Raw genomic sequence first — 18,435 nt, 5'->3', positions numbered from 1 at the left:
GGCATGACGACTGCCGTCGCGCCGCGCTGGGTGCGCCCCGCCGTCGCGGTGCTGCTGCTGGGCACCGCCGCGTTGTATCTCACGAATGTCGCGATTTCCGGCTGGGGCAATGACTTCTACGCGATGGCCGTGCAAGCGGGCACGTGGGACTGGAAAGCATGGTTCTTCGGTTCGCTCGACCCGGGCAATGTGGTCACCGTCGACAAACCGCCGCTTTCCCTGTGGGTGATGGGATTGTCCGGGCGGATCTTCGGCTTCTCCAGCTGGAGCATGCTGGTGCCGGACGCGCTCGCCGGCGTCGGCTCGGTCGGCCTGCTGTACCTGGCGGTGCGGCGGCTTTCCGGTCCGGTCGCCGGATTGCTGGCCGGGGCGTTGCTCGCGCTCACCCCGGTCGCCGCGCTGATGTTCCGGTTCAACAACCCGGACGCGTTCCTGGTGCTGCTGCTCGTCGCGGGCGGGTATTTCCTGGTGCGGGCGCTGGAAACGGCGAGCACGAAATGGCTGCTGTTGTCGGGTGTCGCGATCGGTTTCGGATTCCTCGACAAGATGTTGCAGGCATTCCTGGTGTTGCCTGCCTTCGTGCTCGCCTACACGGTTGCCGCGCCGACTTCCTTGGGACGGCGGATGTGGCAATTGCTCGCCGCCGCCGGTGCGGTGGCGGTTTCCGCGGGTTGGTGGGTGCTCGCGGTGGCGTTGTGGCCGGTCGCGGATCGACCGTACATCAGCGGGTCGACGAACAACAGCGTGCTGGAATTGGCCTTCGGGTACAACGGGCTCGGCCGGATTTTCGGTCAGTCGCACGGCGGGGTCACCCGGCCGAAGATGCCGGAGTTTTCCGGTGCCGGACACGGTTTCGGCGGTCAGACGGGCCTGAATCGCTTGTTCACCGAGCAATTCGGCGGCGAAGCGTCCTGGCTGCTGCCAGCCGCCTTGATCGGACTCGTGGCCGGGTTGTGGTTCACCCGGCGTGCGCCGCGTACTGACCGGACTCGGGCCGCGCTGCTGCTGTGGGGTGCCTGGACAGTGCTCAGCGTCCTCGTCTTCAGTTATATGAGCGGGATCATCCACCCGTACTACACGGTCGCGCTCGCTCCGGGAATCGCTGCCACCGTGGCGATTTCCGCTACCGAACTGTGGCGTGGCCGTGCTTATCTCGCGCCGCGGGCGGTGCTCGCGGTGATGCTGGCGGCGACGGTCGCGTGGAGTTTTGTTCTCCTGCATCGGACTCCGAGCTGGCAGCCATGGGTGCGGTACTCCGTGCTGGTGCTGGGCGTCTTGGGCGTTTTCGCGTTGCTGATCGGGACTGCGCGTCGGACAGTCGCGCTGCTGGCACTCGTGGCTGCCCTGCTGGGGATGGCCTCATTCACGGTAGCTACCGCGTCGACGGCGCATACCGGCGGAAGTCCGGCATCCGGGCCGCAGCACAAGGGCCGCATCGGTTTCGGCGGACCGCAACAGTCCAATGTGGAACTGAATCGGCTGCTGGAGTCCACGACGACGAAGTGGGCCGCCGCGGAAACCGGTGCGATGCAGGCTGCTGGGCTCGCGTTGGGCAGCGGCAAACCGGTGCTCGCCGTCGGCGGGTTCAGCGGTGGCGACCCCGCGCCGACCCTCGCACAATTCCAGCAGTACGTGGCGAGCGGCGAGATCCACTACTTCGTCGTCGGAGCGCGCAACGGCCGCGGCGGCCCAGGTGGCAGCCGCGGCACGTCCGGGAGGATCACCGCCTGGGTCGAGCAGCACTTCCACCCCACCACGGTCGGCGGCGCGAAGGTTTACGACCTCACGCAAAAGTGACCGAGGTATTGGCTCCGCACAACACAAAACACGGCAACTCGGCCGGGACGCGACCGGCCAGCCAGGCGGCCAGCGGGGCCGCGGCGGCCGGTTCGACGACGAGCCGGAAGTCACGCCACAGCAGGTCGCGTGCGGCGAGGAGCTCGGCGTCGGACACCAGCACGGACGTGACGCCTGGCGAGTTGAGGATGCCGAACGCCAGCTCGCCGACGCGGGTCGCGCCGAGCGCGGAGGCGGCGACCGAGTCGATGGTGACGTCCACCGGCTCGCCCGCGGCGAGGGCGGCGTGCAGTGCCTGGCAGTGCTCCGGCTCCACCGCGAACACCTGACGGCCGTCCGCGGCCAGCGTCGCACCGGACGCCAGTCCACCGCCGCCCACTGCGACGGCAATGGCATCGACGTCCGGTGCGTCGGCCACGATCTCCGCGGTCGCGGTTCCTTGTCCGGCGATGACGTCGGCGTCGTCGTACGCGTGCAGGTAGCGGGTGCCGGGTTCTTCTGCGACGGCCAGCGCGGCTGCGGCGGCCTCGCTGTACGCCGCGCCGTTCCGGATGAGCTTCGCGCCGGCCGCTTCGATGCCGGCGGCCTTCGCTTCGGGCACGGACTCCGGCACGTAGACGACAGCGGGAATGCCCAGCGCCTGCGCGGCGGTGGCGACGCCAAGGCCGTGATTGCCGCCCGACGCCGTGACCACGCGCTTCGGCTTGGGCCCGTTGAGCAGGGCGTTCACCGCGCCGCGGAGTTTGAACGAACCAGACCGCTGGAGCTGCTCCAGCTTGAGCACGAGGGGACGGCCGTCGATTTCGGTGCGTAACAGCGATGTCCACCGGACGTGTGGTCGAAGGCGGAGATGGGCAGCGGCGACGTCGGCGGCGACAGGTGCGGTGCGCATATCGGCCATTCTGCTCCCGGTCCTGCTCGCTCGCGTGCCGCTCGCCGGGAAAACCCCAGCGTGTCAGGGCGCGACACGGTGCAAGAGGGCATTGTCCATCCCTTGCCGATCTCGCTAAGCTCTGCGCAGACGTGGGGTGTCCGACCATGTGCGTACCGCGACGAGTACTACTGAGAGTAGTAGCGTCCTGCGGGTGTCCCCGTTCGGTGCACTCCACGCCTCGGTCTCGTCGGGACTCCTCGGGAACGGAAGGTGACGTGGATGCGCGACGGCTCGCCCCGGTCGCGGGAATCCGCTGCGCGGCTGCTTGACCGCCTCGGGATCCGCACCGTGCAGGCGCGAGTGACCGTGCTGGTCGTGGCTCCGCTGGTCCTGGTCTTGGCAGCGGCGGTTCCGCTCGTGGTTGCCCAGGTCACCGCCGCGTCGGCAGCCGCGACCGCTTCGGACACCGCCGCGCGAGGGCAGCGGGTGGGCGGCCTGGTCGGGCAGTTGCAGCGGGAAAGCCTGCTCACGGCCGCTTTTGTCGCTGACCCTTCGGCCACCAACTCGGCGCTCGTCCGGCAGCAGCAGACGGTCGACAGCGCTGCGCACGGCGTCGCGGACAGCCTGGTCAGCCCCGGTGGTGAACTGGCGAAACTGCGACAGAAGGCGCTCAATCGTCAGATTTCCGTAGCTGATGTCGCTTCTGGCTACGATTCCATGTCCGTCGGGCTGATCGACGCGCTGGGACTGGCCACTTCGGACAGCTCCGGGGCAAGGACGCTCGACGCCCTGCTGCGCGCGGACGAACAGCGAGCGGCCCGGGCAAGCGCGCTGATCGCGTCCGCCGGAGCTGACCGCGCAGGTCAGCGCGCTGCCGTCTACGGAGAACAGTTCGCCCGGCTGGCGGGGAAGCCGGACGCGGCACAGGTCGACGCGGTCGAGGCCGGAGCGACGGCCCAGCAGCTTGACCGGCTGGCCGCGGCACCGCGGCAGGACCGGCAGTTTGTGTCCGATGTGGTCACTGCCGGTACTCAGCTCGCCGATCAGCGCGACGCGATGGAGACCCGGATCGCCGACGCGATTGCCGCCGCGGCCTCCGCGAAAGCGTCCAGCGCGACCCGGACGGCCTTCATCGTCGGCGGTGCCGCGATTGTCCTTTTCGGACTGGTTGCCGCGTTGTCCGTGCTGGCCGCGCGCTCCATTGCCCGGCCGCTGCGGCGGCTGAGCGGCCAAGCCCGTTCGACCGCCGACCTGGCCGCGCCTGAATTGGTTCAGGCTGCCGAACCGGGATCGGGTCCGCCGCAACCGTTGCTGCCCGCGCTCGAGGCGGACACCGGCGGCGAACTGGCCGAGCTGGCCGAGGCGTTCAACCGGCTCCGCGGCACCGCGGTGGAAGCGGTGACCGAGCAGGCGAACTCGCGCCGCGCCGGGGTGCAGCTGCTGGTCGGGGCCGCCAAGCGCACGCAGAATCTGGTCGCGGGCCAGCGCACGGCGATCGAGGAATTGACGCGCGGCGCCGACGATCCGGTGCTGCTCGCCGGGCTGCACCGCGTGGGGCACGCGGCCCTCCGGCTGCGGCGCACTGCGGACGATCTGCTTGTGGTGACGGGAAATCGCGACGAGACCCGGGTCGGCGGTCCGATCGAACTGGCCACCGCGTTGCGTTCGGCCGCCGCGGAAATCGACGACGAATCCCGGATCCGGCTCGGCGAACCGGCGGAGGCGCTGCTCGCGCCGTCGCTGGGGATCGACCTGGTGCTGCTGTTCGCCGAACTGCTGGAAAACGCCGCCGCGTTCTCCCCGCCGGAGTCGCTGGTGGAGATTTCGACGGAGTTCCAGTCGTCGGGCGACCTGCTGGTGCGCATCGCCGATCACGGCGTCGGGCTGTCCGCGGACCGGTTGGCGCAGGAGAACCGCCGCCTCGCCGAACCGGTCGACGAGGCGTCCGGCCAGCAGCTCGGACTGGCCGTGGTCGGACGGCTCGCGCAGCGGCATTCGCTGCGGGTCGAACTGGAGTCCACTCCGGACGGTGGCGTGACGGCGAAGGTCTCGGTGCCGCAGGCACTGTTCACCCGCGACGTCGATTTCCGGCGCGGGCCTGGGCTTTTCGAGCCGGGGCAGGTACCCGACCCGCGTCCGGTCCTGCTGCCCGCGCCCGCGATCGCCGCGTTGTCCACGCCGACTCCGGCCGGATTCCGGTGGTTCACCGACCCGCCGGAGCCGGAAGCCGACGAGCCGGCGCAGGACGAGGCTCCGAAGTGGCCGGAAGCGGAGCCGGAATTCGCTTCCCGCGCCGGAACGCTGGAACTTCCCGACGAGCCCGAAGAGTCCACAGAGGACGTTCCGGACACCGCGGACCCGTCTCCGACGCACCAGTTCACCGTGGTGCAGCCGGAATCCCGCGACGGCGTCTTCCGCCGCGTCCCCGGCGCGCAGCTGGCTCCCGGGCTCAAGCTGCCGCAGATCGTCCGCACCCCGTTGCCGCGCCGCGAATTGCGCGATCCGGCCGCCGAGCGGGCCACCTTCGACTCGTTTTCCGACGGCGTCGCCAAAGCACAGCAAGTCACCGCCCAGCAGGCCGATCAAGGAGGATCATGACCGTTCCCGCCGCCGCGCAGAACTTCAACTGGCTGGTCAACCGCTTCGCGCTGCACACCGCGGGCGCGATCGCCGCGCTCGCGGTGTCCGCGGACGGGCTGCTGATCGCCGCGTCGCAGGACCTCGACCGCGCGGACGCCGACCGGCTCGCGGCGACCTGCTCGGCGATGCTCGCGCTGGCACAGAGCGTGTCCGAAAGCCATCCGCTCGGTGATCCGGACAAGGTCGTGGTCGAGCTGGAACGCGGCTACCTCGTGGTCTGCACCATCAGCATCGGCTGCTCGCTCGGCGTGCTGGCCAACAAGCAGGCCAGCCTCGGCACGATCGCCTACGAGATGGCGATGTTCGCCAACCGCGCGTCCGAAGTCCTTACCCCCGCGCTGGTCGAGGAGTTGAAGAACACCGCGTTCGCCTGACCCGTGAAGATCCTCGTGCTTGGCCCGGCCGGAGCCGGGAAAACGACGGCGGTGCACGCCGTTTCGGAGATCGCGCCGGTGCGCACCGACGCCGGCGACACCACCGCGGCGCTCGACTTCGGCAGGCTCGGCGAGGGCGAGCGGCGCCGCTACCTGTTCGGCGCGCCGGGTCAGGCCCGGTTCTGGTTCCGCTGGCCCGATCTCGTACGGGGCGCGGACGCGGCGCTCGTGGTGGTCGACCCGCGGCGGATCGCGGACGCCTACCCGGTGCTCGACGCGGTCGAAGGGCTGCGGCTGCCGTTCGTGGTCGGGGTGAACTGCTTCGACGGCCTGCTCACGCGTCCGCTGCACGACGTGCGCTGGGCGTTGACCGTGCGCGACGGCATTCCGGTGCATCCGTTCGACGCCCGCGACCCGGCGTCCGTGCGAGAGGTGCTCGACCTCGTCGAGGCCGCCGTGGTGCGGGGGTCGGAGGCGCGGCAACCGAGTCCGCTATAGTCGTCTGCGGGGACCCCCCGTGGCGTCCACCCTGTGAACTTCCCCAGGGCCGGAAGGCAGCAAGGATAAGCGGGCTCTGGCGGGTACGGGGGGAACCCGCTTTTTTTATGCCTTAAAACAGGCCCAGTACGTCGTCCGGCGGCGTTGGCGAGGGCAGCGCTTCCGCGTCGAAGACCGGTGCGGCCTTCCCCCGCAGCTGCCGCAGCTCATCGCCGTGCACCACCCGCGCCGGATACGGCGAGGACGCTGCGCGCCGGGTCAGCTCCGCGGTCGGCAGGTCGAGCCGCGAGGCGGCCAGCACGAGATTCCCGAACCGGCGGCCGCGCAGCACGCTGGGCTCGGCCAGCAGGACGACGTGCGGAAACACCTCCGCCAGCGTCGCGAGGAACCGGCGGGCGAACGGCAGGCCGGGGCCGTCGGAGATGTTCGCCAGCATCGTGGCTCCCGGCCGGAGCACGCGGGCCACCTCGGTGACGAACTCGACCGTCGCCAAGCCGCTTGCCAGCGTCGCGCGCTCGAAGGCGTCGAGCACGATCAGGTCCGCCGTCGCGTCGTGCCTGCTGCGCACGCCCGTGCGGCCGTCCTCGATCCGTACCCGCAGCTTCGGGACGCTGCGCAGGTCGAGCTGTTCGCGGACCAGGTCGATCAGCGGCTCGTCGGCGTCGAAGACCAGCTGCCGCGAACCCGGTCGCGTCGCGGCGACGTAGCGCGGCAGGGAGCAGCCCGCGCCGCCGACGTGCAGCGCGTCGAGCGGGCCGGGCGGGAGGAAGTCGACCAGGTCGCCGAGCCGGCGCACGTAGTCGAACTCGAGATTCGTCGGGTCGTCCAGGTCGACGTAGGACTGTGCCACCCCGCCCACCGAAAGCATCCACGCGTTGGGCCGATCGGCGTCGCGCAGCAGCTCGGCGGTCCCGAACCGCACCGGATAAGTGCCCGGCCGCGGGCCGCTCGGCGCACGGCCGCGACCGGAACGGGAGGGGCTCACCGTGCTCACTGTAGTCTCGGGCTCGTGGCTCTCGCGCTGTACCGGAAGTACCGTCCGGCGACCTTCGCCGAGGTCGTCGGCCAGGAGCATGTGACCGAACCGCTGCGCACGGCGCTGGCCGCCGGGCGCATCAACCACGCGTACCTGTTCTCCGGGCCGCGCGGCTGCGGCAAGACGTCGAGTGCGCGGATCATGGCGCGCTCGCTCAACTGCGCCAAAGGCCCGACCCCGGATCCGTGCGGCGAGTGCAACTCGTGCCGCGCGCTCGCGCCGGAAGGCCCTGGCAGCGTCGACGTCACCGAACTCGACGCGGCCAGCCACGGCGGTGTGGACGACGCCCGCGAACTGCGGGACAAGGCGTTCTACGCGCCCGCCGAATCGCGCTATCGCGTGTTCATCATCGACGAGGCGCACATGGTCACCACGCAGGGCTTCAACGCCCTGCTGAAGATCGTCGAAGAACCGCCTGAGCACCTGATCTTCATCTTCGCCACCACCGAGCCGGACAAGGTGCTCACCACTATCCGCTCGCGCACGCACCACTACCCGTTCCGGCTGATCCCGCCGAGCTCGATGCGGGAGCTGCTGGAACGCAACGTCGCCGCCGAGGGCGCTACGGTCGAACCGGCGGTGTACCCGCTGGTGATCCGGGCCGGCGGCGGTTCGGCGCGTGATACGCAGTCGGTGCTCGACCAGCTGCTCGCCGGGGCCGGTCCGGAAGGCGTCACGTATCCGCGGGCGGTGGCGCTGTTGGGCGTTACGGACACCGCGCTGATCGACGCGGTGATCGACGGGCTCGCGAACGACAACCCGGCCGAAGTGTTCGGCACCGTCGAGAAACTCGCCGACGCCGGACACGACCCGCGCCGCTTCGCCACCGACCTGCTCGACCGCCTGCGGGACCTGCTGCTGATGCGCGCCGTCCCGGAAGCGGGCGAACGCGGCCTGGTCAACGCGCCGGACGACGAGCTGAAGCGGATGACCGAGCAGGCGGAGAAGCTCGGCCCGGCCACGCTGTCCCGCTACGCCGACATCGTCCACAGTGGACTTCTCGAGATGCGCGGCGCGACGTCGCCGCGGCTCGTGCTCGAACTGCTCTGCGCGCGGATGCTGCTGCCGTCGGTCACCGAGGCGGAGAAAGCCTTGCTGGCGCGGATCGAACGGCTCGAGCGGCGGCCCGCTGGTGCGCCTGCTCCCGCCGCGGCCCCTGCTGCTCCCGCGCCCGCTCCGGCGGCCGCCGCTGCTCCGGCGGAGGCGCCGGCTCGGTTCCAACGGCCTTCGCAGCGTCCGGCGCAGGAAGCTCCCGCCGCACGTCCGGCGGCGGAGGCTCGTCCGGCGGCCGAAGAACCGGCGCGTCCGGCGCGTCCGGAGGTCAGCCGTCCGGCTCCCGTCGAACCGCCGGCCGCGGCTGCTCCCGCACCGGAGGCCCCGCCCGCTCCGCCTGCTGAGGAGGCCCCGTCCGCGGGCGGAATCGACGCGGCCAAGGTGCGCGAGAAGTGGCCGCAACTGCTGGCGTCGCTGCGTAAATTCACCGGCGGTCGCGCGCTCGAAGCCATGCTCACGCAGGCGACGGTCGCCGAGGTCGACGGTTCGGCGGTCACGCTGACGCACAAGTCCGAACCGCTCGCCCGGCGGCTGAGCGACCAGGGCAACGCGAGCAAGATCGCGGCCGGGCTGAGCGAGGTGCTCGGCGGTGAATGGCAGGTCCGCTGCGTGCACGGCGCGGCCCCGGCGGCCGCTCCGGCGCGGCAGGCTCCCCGGCAGCAACCGGCGGCACCGGCTCCGGAGCGGTCGTTCACGCGTCCGTCCGCGGCCGCGCAAGCCCCTTCGGCAGCGCCGCCTGCCCCGCCGAAGCCCGCGGCGGAAGCGCCGAGCCGTCCGCGCGTCACCACGAGCGAACCGGACATCCCGCTCCCGCCCGAGCCCACGGACGAGGACGACGACATCTACTCCGAGGACTCCAGCCCGGTCCCGCCGCCTCCGCCGCCGCCCGCGGAGGAGGACCCGGAGCAGATCGCACGGAAGCTGCTCTCGGATCACCTCGGCGCGCGTCCGCTGGACTGACGCCCTTGTGAGTGGCGATGCCGGTTAGAACCGGCATCGCCACTCACAAGGCCTGTCTCACGAGACCAGCCGCACACTCACCGGATGCTGGGTCGGCGGCGTCTGCACGGTCACGGTCCGGGTCGCGGCGTCCCAGGTCCAGCCTCCGCTGCGCCGACCGTCCACGTACACCGCGGCTGGCTTGGCGGCATTGGTGAACCGGACCGTCCAAGCGCGTTGCGAGGCACCGATCGCGAGCATTGCCGAGTGGGCATTTTCGGTGTAGCGCAAGGCAGTCGAGGACCGCTCTTCCTGGAGAGTGAACGCGCCGTTGTGGCCGCCAGCCACCGTGACGGTCGCGGCGGTCAGCGGATCGTGCGCGTCACCGGCGACATTTCCGCTGCGGGTGACCATGATCCCGCCCGAGCGCATGAACACCGGCATCGTGTCCCAGCCCGTCGTGATCTGCGCGCTGGTGCCGCCGCGGTAGGTCTTGCCGGTGAAGTAGTCCGTCCAGTCGCTGCCCGGCGGGAACCAGACGCTCGTGGTCGCGGTGGTACCCGGGCTGGTCGCCGGAGCCACGAGGACGTCCGGGCCGTACAGGTATTCCCCGCCTGCCTGCGCGTACGCCTCCTGCTGATCCGGATATTGCAGGTACAGCGGTCGCACGATCGGCATTCCGGTCGCGGTCGCCTGCTGCGCGAGCGAGTAGGTGTACGGCACGAGATTTTCGCGCAGGTTCAGGAATTTCGTCGCTGACGCGTCCGCGGCGGCTCCGTACTGCCAGGGCAGCCGGTCGCTGTGGTTCGAGTGCAGCCGGTCGATCGGCTGGAACGTGCCGAGTTGCACCCAGCGCGCGTACAGATCATCCGGCAGTTTGGTGCTGCCCGGTTCCGTGCCCGGCTGCTGCAACCCGCCGGTGTGGCCGCCGATGTCGTGGCTCACCGAAGCGAGCCCGGTCGCCGCGGATTCACCGGGGGTGTAGCCGACCTCGAAGGCCAGCGTTGCCCAGTCGGAAATGGTGTCGCCGGTGAAGTGCAGCGTGGTGCGCTTGTCCGCCCATGGACCGGTCGGCACGGCGGTCGGCGAGCTGTATCCGCCGGCTTGCAGCGAGCCGTACGCGCGGGAGAACGCGAAGCCGCCGTGCTGTGCGTACTGCTGGTTGATCCACGCGTCCGGGGTGACGCCGGCGAGGCTGGATTTCGAGGCGTCGCAACACCAATCGAGCCACCAGACGTCGTTGCCCTGCTGTTCCATCGGCCGGTGCAGGTCGAAGTAGGCCCGCAGCTGGTCGGGGTCGCCGAAATCGAAGACGTAGCAGTCTTTTCCGCAGCTGGGCTGAAGTTTGCCCTTCGCGGTCGCCTGCGCGGCCGGGAACCGCGGGTCGTCGCCGCGGATGCTCGGGTGGATGTTCAGCGACGTGTGCAGGCCCTGGTCGTGCGCCCACTGGAAGAACGCCTTCGGATCGGGGAAGCGGGTCGGGTCGATTTCCCAGCCGTTCCACCGGTCCGGCGATTTGAAGTCGGTGTCGACGACGAGCATGTCGAGCGGCACCTGCTGCTCGCGGAACTTCGGCACGATCGTCTGCTGGAAGTCAGCGGCGGTGCGGTCGTAGTACTCGGAATACCAGACGCCGTAAGCCCAGTGGGGCAGCAGCAGCGACGGTCCGGTCAGCTGGGCCAGTTCCTGGAGCGCTTGGCCGTAGTCCTGGCCGTACGCGAAGACGTAACCGTCCTGGTAGTTCTCGCTGTTAGGGCGCTGGGTGACGACTTTGGTGCGCGGGTCGTACAGCGCCGATGCGGTGTCGTCCAGGAGCGACCAGCCGTCCTGGTAAAGGATTCCGGGTGCGGTGACCGCGGTTCCGTCGACGCCGTCGAGTCCGCGTCGGTATCCGCCGAGCGGCGCGTGCGGGGCGAGCAACACCGAATGCGCGGCGGTGACGGCGACGGTGTCGAGGTTGACGTGGCAGTTCGAGTCCGGACAGGACAGTGTGACGATGTTGGTGCCAGCCTTGAGCTGTACCGGGATTGCCTTGGTGCGCCACGAATTCCAGCTGCTGGTCGACGCCAAGCTCAGGTTAGTGGCGGTGCCACCGGCTTGAAGCGTCAACGAGGTTGGCTGGGTTTGGCCGGAAACGGCGGTTGCGTCGGCGTAGCGCAGCTGCAGGTCGTAGGCACCGTCGGCGGGGACGCCGGTGATCGTCAGCGCGTCCGAAGCGCCGGATCGCTCCATGCCAGCGAGGAAGGCCTTGCCGGAGTGTCCGTCGTGGTCGCTGGCCGGGTGTGCGCCGCCGGACAGCGCGCCCTGCTCGGCCTCGCAGAGGACGCCGAACGTACACGGTGTCGGCGCGGGCGGCACGGGTTGCGGGTATTCGGCACCGGTGTTGACCAGGGCGAGGCTGTCGATGTTGACGTTGCCCGAGTCGCCGGTGCCGCGCTTGACGGTCACCTGATGCTGTCCTGCCGGCAGCGTGATCGGCACGGTCGCGACGGCCCAGGTGTCCCAGTCCGCGGTCGCCGGAAGGGTGATGACCCGCGCGTTCGCACCGTCCACGAGGACGCTGAGCGTGCGGGCGGTGTGCTGTCCGTCGCCGCCGGTTCCGTTGGCGTAGCGCAGATCCAGCTGGTGATCACCGGGAGCGGTGGCGCGGAAGGCCAGGCTGTCGCCGGGATTGATGAAGCCCGCCGCGAAACCGTCACCGGTGTAGCCGCGGTGGTCGGTAGCCGTGCCTGGCCCGTTGAGCTGCAGATGTTCGGCCTCGCAGAGGGCGCCGAAAGCGCAGACCGGCGTCAGCTTGCCCGCCCACGGCCGTGCGGTGACGTCCTGGCTGCCGGTTCGCAACTGGACGGTGAGGTTGTCGTCGGAGAACGCGCCCGAGTCGAGCTTGTAGCGCAGTTGGACGGCGCTGGTCCGGATGGTCAGCCAGCCGTCGCGTTTCGTTGCGGTGTAAGGGGTTTTGGAGAAACTGCCGCGGCCGATCGCGTTGAACGTGCCCGCGTCGACGAACTTGGCGTCACCCGCGTATTCGGTGCGGATGAGTGTCGGCGACAGGACTTCGAACCGCGCTGGCCCGGCGGTCACTGACTGTGGAGCGGCCTCGGCGACTCCCGTCGACACGAGAGTGCCCGCCATGGCTGCCACGGCGAACAGCCGTACCAGTCGTCCTCGGAGTGAAGTTGCCACCGGCGCCTCCTCGAAAGGTCCCCAGCGACGGTAAGTCGGGACCGATCAAGAAAGAAGACGGTGTCCGGTGTTCTGTCCGCTCAGTAGCCCTTTCGGCTCTCTGCGTCAGGCACCGGCCAGGTACGCCTCGATCGCCTTCGCGATGGCCTGCGCGTAGTGCGCCCGGCCCGCCGCGGACGACATCTGACCGGCCTCGTCGGCGTTGCGCATGTTGCCGCATTCGACAAGCACGGCCGGCCGGGTCGACAGGTTCAGCCCGCCCAGATCATTCCGTGGCGAGAGGCCCGCAGAGCCGATGTAAGTGGAGGTGGCGAAGCCGTCGTCGCGGATCCCGTCGCGCATGGTGCGCGCCAGCTTCAGCGACGGTTCGCCCTGCGCCGCGTTCAACGGCGGTGCCGAGTACGCGACGTGGAAGCCGTGCGCGGTCGGCGAAGTGGCGCCGTCGGCGTGGATCGAGACCACCGCGTCGGCGTTCGCGTCGTTGCCGATCCGCGCGCGCTCGTCGACGCACGGGCCGACCCCGGAGTCGTTCTGTCGCGTGTAGACGACCTTGATTCCCTTGGCCGCCAACGCATTCCCGACCTGCTGCGCGACCGCGAAGGTGAAGGCGTGCTCCGGGTACCCGGCGTTGGTCGAGGTGCCGGTGGTGTTGCACGGCTTCGTCTGCCCGCGCCCGGCGGGCACCTTCCGGTTGATCTCCCCGGGATGCGAGGCGTTGCCGCCGTTGTGTCCGGGATCGAGGACCACGACCTTGCCCGAGCCGACCGGCGGCACGGCGGACGTCGAAGGCGGGCTGAAAGAGGAGGACGGTGCCGGTGGCGGGCTGGAAGACGACGGGCTCGGCGTCGCGGATCCCGGCGACGACGTCGGCGCGGCGGCCGGTGCCGGAGGCGTCCCGCCGCCGCCGGAACACGCCGTGAGCAGCAGCAGGCCGGTCAGCAGCGGGAGTGTCTTCGCTCGCACGCGACCACGGTGCCACAGCACACGCGTGCCGCGGGGACGGACGCGCCGGACTCGCGGCTAGGCTGGGGAGGAACACCCAAACGCGGAAGGACCGAGTGCGATCATGGTGCAACCCGGCGGCGGCGGCTTCGACCTGTCGCAGATCATGCAGCAGGCCCAGCAGATGCAGCAGAAGCTGGTGGAGGCCCAGGAGGAACTCGCCAACACCGAGGTCACCGGCACCGCGGGCGGCGGTCTGGTCACCGCGACGGTGTCCGGCGACAGCCAGTTGAAGGGCCTCGTCATCGACCCGAAGGTGGTCGACCCGGACGACGTCGAAACCCTGGCCGACCTGGTGGTCGCCGCGGTGCGCGACGCGTCGGCGAGCGCGCAGAAGCTCACCGAGCAGAAGCTGGGCCCGCTGGCGGGCGGCCTCGGCGGCGGCATGCCGGACCTCGGCAGCCTCGGCTTCGGCGGCTGACACTTGTACGAAGGTGTCGTCCAGGACCTGATCGACGAACTGGGGCGGTTGCCCGGCGTCGGTCCGAAGAGTGCCCAGCGCATCGCGTTCCACCTGCTGGCCGCCGACCCCGCGGACATCGCGCGGCTGCAGGACGTGCTGGGCAAGGTCAAGGAAGGCGTGCAGTTCTGCGAGATCTGCGGCAACGTCTCGGAACAGGAAACGTGCCGGATCTGCCGCGACGAACGCCGCGACCTCACGGTGATCTGCGTGGTCGAGGAGCCGAAGGACGTGCTGGCGGTCGAGCGGACCCGCGAGTTCAAGGGCCGCTACCACGTCCTCGGCGGCGCACTGGACCCGCTGTCGGGCATCGGCCCGGAGCAGTTGCGGATGCGAGAACTGCTGAAGCGCATCGGCGAGGCGGACGTCCGGGAGATCATCATCGCGACCGACCCGAACACCGAGGGCGAGGCGACCGCGACGTACCTGGTGCGGATGCTGCGCGATTTCCCGGGCCTCTCGGTGACGCGGCTGGCGTCGGGGCTGCCGATGGGCGGGGACCTCGAGTTCGCGGACGAACTGACTTTGGGCCGCGCGTTGTCCGGGCGGCGCGCGCTCTGAGCTGTTGGCAGGGAAGGACGCGGCCTTGGCGCCGCGTCCTTTTTTGCACTGGGGGAGGCACGATGACCTGGGTGGACCCCGTCCGTACCCGGCTCTGGTCGACGACGGAGTTCGTGGACCTCATGGATTGCACCGAGCGGCCGCACACGCGGTACGGCGAGGATCTGACCGGCGCGATCCTGCTCACCGTGTCCGGGGTGGTGATTCTCGACGAGAATCTGGCTTCGGAGATCGAAGGACTGTGGTCTGCGGTCGCGCACCTCGTCGCGGAGTACCGGAAAATTGGCACCGCGCGGTCACTCTTCCCGGACCAGTCGCTGGAGCTAGCACTGGACCGGGTGTCGCGAGGGCTGGTTCGGATCACCGTCAGCGGCAGCGATTTCCGCCGGACGTCGGTGGGCGGTGAAGCGGACCTGTTGTCGGCGCTGGTCGCCGGCGGGCTTCAGTTCTTCGAGAAGATGGCTGAGCTGACACAGAGTTTCTACGCCCGGGAGATCCAGCTGCTCGAGGATCAGCAATAACCCAGCTGTGCCAACGAGTTCACCACGATGTCCGACGGATGGTACTTGTCCGTCCAGGACTGCCCGCGGCGATTTCGGTACGTGGACAGGAATTCCCGCAGCCGGTCTCCGCGCATCTCGGTCAGGACGACGTTCTCGCCGATGCCCACGTACCGTTCGGTGCGGGCCCGGTGGACCGCGCACGGGACGCCGAGGTAGCCGCATTCCTCCTGCAAGCCGCCGGAGTCTGTGACGACATACTCGGCTCGCGCGACCAGCGGCAGGAACTTCAGGTACCGCATCTTCGGCTGCGCGATGAACTTGTCGTCGAACAGCTCGTCCAAGCCGAGCGCGCGGATCTTCTCCCGCTCCGGCGCGCCGGCCAGGTACAGGACCGGCGTCTCGCGGCTCTGCGCGCGCAGGATTTCCAGTGCCTCGCGGTACTTGTCCGCACGCGACACCAGTTCGAACCGGTGCAGCGTCGCCAGGCCGAACTTCTCCGGCAGGCCCGGCACGTCCAGCGGCTGGTCGACGACCTGGCGCATCGAGTCGATCGCCGTGTTCGCCTCGGTGTTCACGACGACGCCGCGGGCTCCCCGCAGGTTGTGCACCTCGCGCTCGCTCGGCGAGAAGTGGATGTCCACGAACTTCCCGGCGATCTTGCGGTTCAGTTCCTCCGGCAGCGGCGACAGGATGCTGCCCGACCGCGTGCCTGCCTCGATGTGCCCGACGCGGGCTTTCAGGATCTTCTTGCCGATCAACGCCCCGTACGGCGTGGTGAACGTGTCGCCGTGCACCAGCACCAACGGCGGGCGGCCGTCCTCGGTCAACTGGGCGCGGAGTTCGGAGCGGCGGCTCCACGCGGTGCGCATGACCTGCGCGGCCCAGCCCGGCACCTGCGCCGGGGATTCGAGGTCGCGTGCCCGCGCGCGAGGCACGAACCACAGATCCGGTTCGGGCAGCCGCAGATCGGACAGGACGTCGGCGACCTCGTCCACGTGCTGTGCGGTGAACCAGAGCTTCGGGGTCGTTCCGCGCTCGGCGACGCGGTGGAAGACCGGCGCGATCTTGATCAGTTCCGCGGTGGTGCCTGCGACGAAGGAGATCACCGTGGATGCCCAATCAACAGAGGGTTAGCGACGGCGGCAAGGATACTGCGCATTCCCGCCGGTCAAGTGCAGGGTAGCCTCGCCGCGTGAGTGCTCACCCGCTCCTTCCGTCGCTCAGCGTCGTGATCCCGGTCCACAACGAACAGGACTGGATCGACCGCAGCGTGGGCGCGCTGATCGCCTCCGCCGAGGCGGCCCGGTGGCCGGTCGAGGTGCTCGTCGTGGACGACGGGAGCACCGACGGCACGCCCGGGAAGCTGGCCCGGCTGCGCGAGGAACACGGCATCACGGTGCTGACCCAGGCCAACGGCGGCCGGTTCGAGGCCCGCCGCGCCGGCATGACGAAGGCCTCCGGCGACTGGCTGCTGCTGCTGGACAGCCGGGTCATCGTCGACGCGGGCAGCCTCGCCTTCCTGCGCGAGCAGCTGGTCGAACACCCCGAGCGCGCGGTCTGGAACGGCCACATCCACGTCGCCTCCGAGCGCAATCCCTACGCCGGGTTCATGGCCGGCCTCGTCGCCGTCGGCTGGCGGCGGTACTTCGCGGACCCGAAGTTGACGTCGTTCGGCATCGAGGAGTTCGACCGCTACCCCAAGGGCACCACGTTCTTCTGCGCCCGCCGCGACCTGCTGGAGGGCGCGGCGGCCGCGTTCGAGTCGCTGTTCGACGACGTCCGGCTCGCCAGCGACGACACCCGGATGCTGCGCTGGATCGCCGAACGCGCGCGGATTTTTCTGGCCCCGCAGTTCTCCGCGATCTACCACGGGCGTGATTCCTTCAGAAAGTTCTACGCTCAGTCATTCTTTCGGGGGACAACCTATGTGGATTCCTACCTAAATTCACCCGGTCCAGCGAGAAACGCGTTATTTTGCTCGCTCGCTGTAGGCGTGATGGGTGCCGGACTTGCGGTGAAAATGCCGAAGACAACGGCCGCGCTCGGGGTGACCGGAAGCGTCGCGGCGGCCGCCGTGGTGAAGAAGTGCGGGGCCACCAACGCCGAGGCGCGCGCGGTCGCCACCCTGCTGCCGGTCTTCGCGGCCGGCTTCGGCTCGGGAGTGTTCCGGGGGCTCTACCTGGCATTACGCGCACGGCTGCGGCGTCGATGAGCGTGACCGAAGAGACGACAGGCGGAGTCGTCCGCGACACCCATCGCACCGCGGGGAAACTCGGCGGTTCGCTGCTCGCGTCGATCGTCCTCGGCTACGTCCTCACCGTCGCTTGCGCGCGGCTTCTGCCGCCGGACCAGTACGCCACGTTCGTCACCTTCTGGGGCCTGCTGATGGGCCTCGGAAGCGCGCTTTCCCCGCTTGAGCAGGAACTTTCCCGACAGTCCGCGGTGGCCGCGCTCACCGGCGGGCTCGCCGGCCGGGGTGCGCTGCGGGCCGTCGCCACCGCCGCCGCGGTGGCCGCCGCGTTCGGGCTCGCGCTCCTCGTCCCGCCGGTCCGCGACCGGCTTTTCCCCGGCTACGGGGAACTCGCCCTCGTCGTGCTGGCCGGCGGCGTCGCGTTCGCCTGCCAGTTCGGCGTTCGCGGGCTGCTGATCGGGCAGCACCAGGTGAAGCATTTCGCCTGGCTGGTGGTCGCCGAACCGGCGGTTCGCGCGCTGGTCCTGGGCCTGCTGGTCCTCGCGACGGCCTACCGGCTGGTCCCGTTGGCGCTGGCAGTCGCGGCGGGTTCGTTCGCCTGGCTGCTGTTCGTCCGCCAAGGCTGGCGGCTGCTCGACGTCCGCGCCGAGGGCGACGGCTGGCCGGTCACCGTCCGCCGGATGCTGATGCTGCTGCTCGGCGCCGCGCTCACTGCGAGCGTCATCACCGGATATCCCGCGCTCGTCGGCCTGCTCGCGCCGGGCGGCGACCGCGGCCGACTCGGTGCGGTCTTCGCCGCGCTGGTCATCGCGCGGTTGCCATTGACGCTGGTAGGGCCGGTGCAATCGCTTGCGGTGCCGTTCGTCGTACGGCTTTCCACGAGCGAGGCCGGCCGGCGCCGGTTGCGTCGCGTGCTGCTGCTCGGCACGTTCGCCTCGCTAGCGCTGGCCGCGCTCGGCGCGCTGGTCGGCCTGCTGATCGGCCCGTGGGCGGTGGGGTTCGTCTACGGCGCCGGCTACCAGGTGGACGGCTGGGCGGTTGCCGGGCTCGCCTGGTCCTCGGTGCTGCTGGTGCCCATGCAGTTGCTCACCGCCGTGCTCGTCGCGCGCGCCCAGGCCAGGCGCGTGTTGATCACGTGGACGGTGGTCGCGGCCACGGCTTCGGTGCTGCTGCTGGCGGTGCCCGGGGACACCGTTTTCCGTGCCGTGATCGCACTCGCCGCCGCGCCAATGACCGGCCTCGCGGTTGTGCTCGCATTCGTTCTCGTCAATTCGTCGATCATGGCAACGAACCACTCCGATGAAACGGCGGAATAGCGCCGCAG

15 protein-coding genes and 1 other RNA gene are annotated in these 18,435 nt (G+C 70.0%); 11 read left to right on the top strand and 5 right to left on the bottom strand.

The genetic code is table 11. The features are described 5' to 3' along the window. Positions 1-3: 3 nt before the first annotated feature. Entirely contained in the window at positions 4-1,797 is a 1,794-nt protein-coding gene (locus tag EIZ45_RS05460) for a glycosyltransferase family 39 protein (protein WP_134662079.1), read from the top strand. Here the strand turns inward: EIZ45_RS05460 and EIZ45_RS05455 are convergent. After that, positions 1,784-2,689: a serine/threonine dehydratase gene (locus EIZ45_RS05455; protein ID WP_134736029.1), complete on the bottom strand. Its 906-nt coding sequence runs from the start codon at positions 2,687-2,689 to the stop codon at positions 1,784-1,786. The genes EIZ45_RS05460 and EIZ45_RS05455 overlap by 14 nt on opposite strands. 261 nt (positions 2,690-2,950) lie before the next feature. On the opposite strand from EIZ45_RS05455, the gene EIZ45_RS05450 reads away from it, so the two are divergent. The 4 genes from EIZ45_RS05450 (at position 2,951) to ffs (ending at position 6,288) form a co-directional block, all read left to right on the top strand. Beyond that, complete coding sequence (locus tag EIZ45_RS05450) at positions 2,951-5,269, top strand: sensor histidine kinase (protein WP_134662077.1); 2,319 nt, start codon at positions 2,951-2,953, stop codon at positions 5,267-5,269. After that, positions 5,266-5,685 carry a roadblock/LC7 domain-containing protein gene (locus EIZ45_RS05445; RefSeq protein WP_009084595.1) on the top strand — a complete coding sequence of 140 codons (420 nt, stop codon included), beginning with the start codon at positions 5,266-5,268 and terminating at the stop codon, positions 5,683-5,685. Before EIZ45_RS05450 ends, EIZ45_RS05445 begins: the two co-directional genes overlap by 4 nt. A gap of 3 nt (positions 5,686-5,688) precedes the next feature. Beyond that, complete coding sequence (locus tag EIZ45_RS05440; RefSeq protein ID WP_037808510.1) at positions 5,689-6,183, top strand: ATP/GTP-binding protein; 495 nt, start codon at positions 5,689-5,691, stop codon at positions 6,181-6,183. A 5-nt stretch (positions 6,184-6,188) separates the two neighbouring features. After that, positions 6,189-6,288, top strand: an RNA gene (ffs, locus tag EIZ45_RS05435) — signal recognition particle sRNA small type. Between the two features lie 7 nt (positions 6,289-6,295). On the opposite strand, the gene EIZ45_RS05430 is transcribed toward ffs, so the two are convergent. Next, positions 6,296-7,105: a spermidine synthase gene (locus tag EIZ45_RS05430; RefSeq protein WP_205669831.1), complete on the bottom strand. Its 810-nt coding sequence runs from the start codon at positions 7,103-7,105 to the stop codon at positions 6,296-6,298. Positions 7,106-7,192: 87 nt separating this feature from the next. On the opposite strand from EIZ45_RS05430, the gene EIZ45_RS05425 reads away from it, so the two are divergent. Next, positions 7,193-9,232: a DNA polymerase III subunit gamma and tau gene (locus EIZ45_RS05425; protein ID WP_134662075.1), complete on the top strand. Its 2,040-nt coding sequence runs from the start codon at positions 7,193-7,195 to the stop codon at positions 9,230-9,232. Positions 9,233-9,289: 57 nt separating this feature from the next. Here EIZ45_RS05425 and EIZ45_RS05420 read toward each other — a convergent pair whose 3' ends face one another. Together EIZ45_RS05420 and EIZ45_RS05415 are read right to left on the bottom strand one after the other, a co-directional pair. Further along, entirely contained in the window at positions 9,290-12,394 is a 3,105-nt protein-coding gene (locus EIZ45_RS05420; RefSeq protein ID WP_134662074.1) for a TIM-barrel domain-containing protein, read from the bottom strand. Positions 12,395-12,499: 105 nt separating this feature from the next. Further along, complete coding sequence (locus tag EIZ45_RS05415) at positions 12,500-13,357, bottom strand: N-acetylmuramoyl-L-alanine amidase (protein WP_370318121.1); 858 nt, start codon at positions 13,355-13,357, stop codon at positions 12,500-12,502. Between the two features lie 103 nt (positions 13,358-13,460). Here EIZ45_RS05415 and EIZ45_RS05410 point away from each other — a divergent pair, with 103 nt between their 5' ends. From EIZ45_RS05410 to EIZ45_RS05400, 3 genes are all read left to right on the top strand, one after another. Beyond that, entirely contained in the window at positions 13,461-13,817 is a 357-nt protein-coding gene (locus tag EIZ45_RS05410; protein ID WP_037808500.1) for a YbaB/EbfC family nucleoid-associated protein, read from the top strand. Positions 13,818-13,820: 3 nt separating this feature from the next. Beyond that, the gene (recR, locus tag EIZ45_RS05405) at positions 13,821-14,417 is read left to right on the top strand and encodes a recombination mediator RecR (RefSeq protein WP_037808499.1); all 597 of its coding nucleotides are present in this window, start codon (positions 13,821-13,823) and stop codon (positions 14,415-14,417) included. 62 nt (positions 14,418-14,479) lie between these two features. Then, on the top strand, positions 14,480-14,938 hold the full coding sequence (locus EIZ45_RS05400; RefSeq protein WP_043834544.1) for a hypothetical protein: 459 nt from the start codon (positions 14,480-14,482) through the stop codon (positions 14,936-14,938). Here EIZ45_RS05400 and EIZ45_RS05395 read toward each other — a convergent pair. Continuing rightward, positions 14,929-16,026, bottom strand: coding sequence for a UDP-N-acetylglucosamine 2-epimerase (locus EIZ45_RS05395; protein ID WP_134662073.1), 1,098 nt, complete (start codon positions 16,024-16,026; stop codon positions 14,929-14,931). The two genes, EIZ45_RS05400 and EIZ45_RS05395, sit on opposite strands and share 10 nt — an antisense overlap. A gap of 86 nt (positions 16,027-16,112) precedes the next feature. Between EIZ45_RS05395 and EIZ45_RS05390 the strand changes: the two genes are divergently transcribed. Further along, positions 16,113-17,132 carry a glycosyltransferase family 2 protein gene (locus EIZ45_RS05390; protein WP_134662072.1) on the top strand — a complete coding sequence of 340 codons (1,020 nt, stop codon included), beginning with the start codon at positions 16,113-16,115 and terminating at the stop codon, positions 17,130-17,132. Continuing rightward, the gene (locus EIZ45_RS05385) at positions 17,129-18,427 is read left to right on the top strand and encodes a hypothetical protein (RefSeq protein WP_134662071.1); all 1,299 of its coding nucleotides are present in this window, start codon (positions 17,129-17,131) and stop codon (positions 18,425-18,427) included. The genes EIZ45_RS05390 and EIZ45_RS05385 overlap by 4 nt, the downstream gene beginning before the upstream one ends. Positions 18,428-18,435 lie beyond the last annotated feature (8 nt).

Source organism: Amycolatopsis sp. CFH S0740 (assembly GCF_004522315.1).
GTDB classification, from domain to species: Bacteria; Actinomycetota; Actinomycetes; order Mycobacteriales; family Pseudonocardiaceae; genus Amycolatopsis; species Amycolatopsis nivea.
The sequence above is the reverse complement of the archived record's forward strand: the minus strand, read 5'-3'. Positions and strand labels throughout refer to the sequence as shown.

Excerpts from the sequence above, each read along its gene's own strand:
- EIZ45_RS05460 (WP_134662079.1), top strand. The coding sequence starts at position 4 with ATGACGACTGCCGTCGCGCCGCGCTGGGTGCGCCCCGCCGTCGCGGTG.
- EIZ45_RS05455 (WP_134736029.1), bottom strand. The coding sequence starts at position 2,689 with ATGCGCACCGCACCTGTCGCCGCCGACGTCGCCGCTGCCCATCTCCGC.
- EIZ45_RS05450 (WP_134662077.1), top strand. The coding sequence starts at position 2,951 with ATGCGCGACGGCTCGCCCCGGTCGCGGGAATCCGCTGCGCGGCTGCTT.
- EIZ45_RS05445 (WP_009084595.1), top strand. The coding sequence starts at position 5,266 with ATGACCGTTCCCGCCGCCGCGCAGAACTTCAACTGGCTGGTCAACCGC.
- EIZ45_RS05410 (WP_037808500.1), top strand. The coding sequence starts at position 13,461 with ATGGTGCAACCCGGCGGCGGCGGCTTCGACCTGTCGCAGATCATGCAG.
- EIZ45_RS05400 (WP_043834544.1), top strand. The coding sequence starts at position 14,480 with ATGACCTGGGTGGACCCCGTCCGTACCCGGCTCTGGTCGACGACGGAG.
- EIZ45_RS05385 (WP_134662071.1), top strand. The coding sequence starts at position 17,129 with ATGAGCGTGACCGAAGAGACGACAGGCGGAGTCGTCCGCGACACCCAT.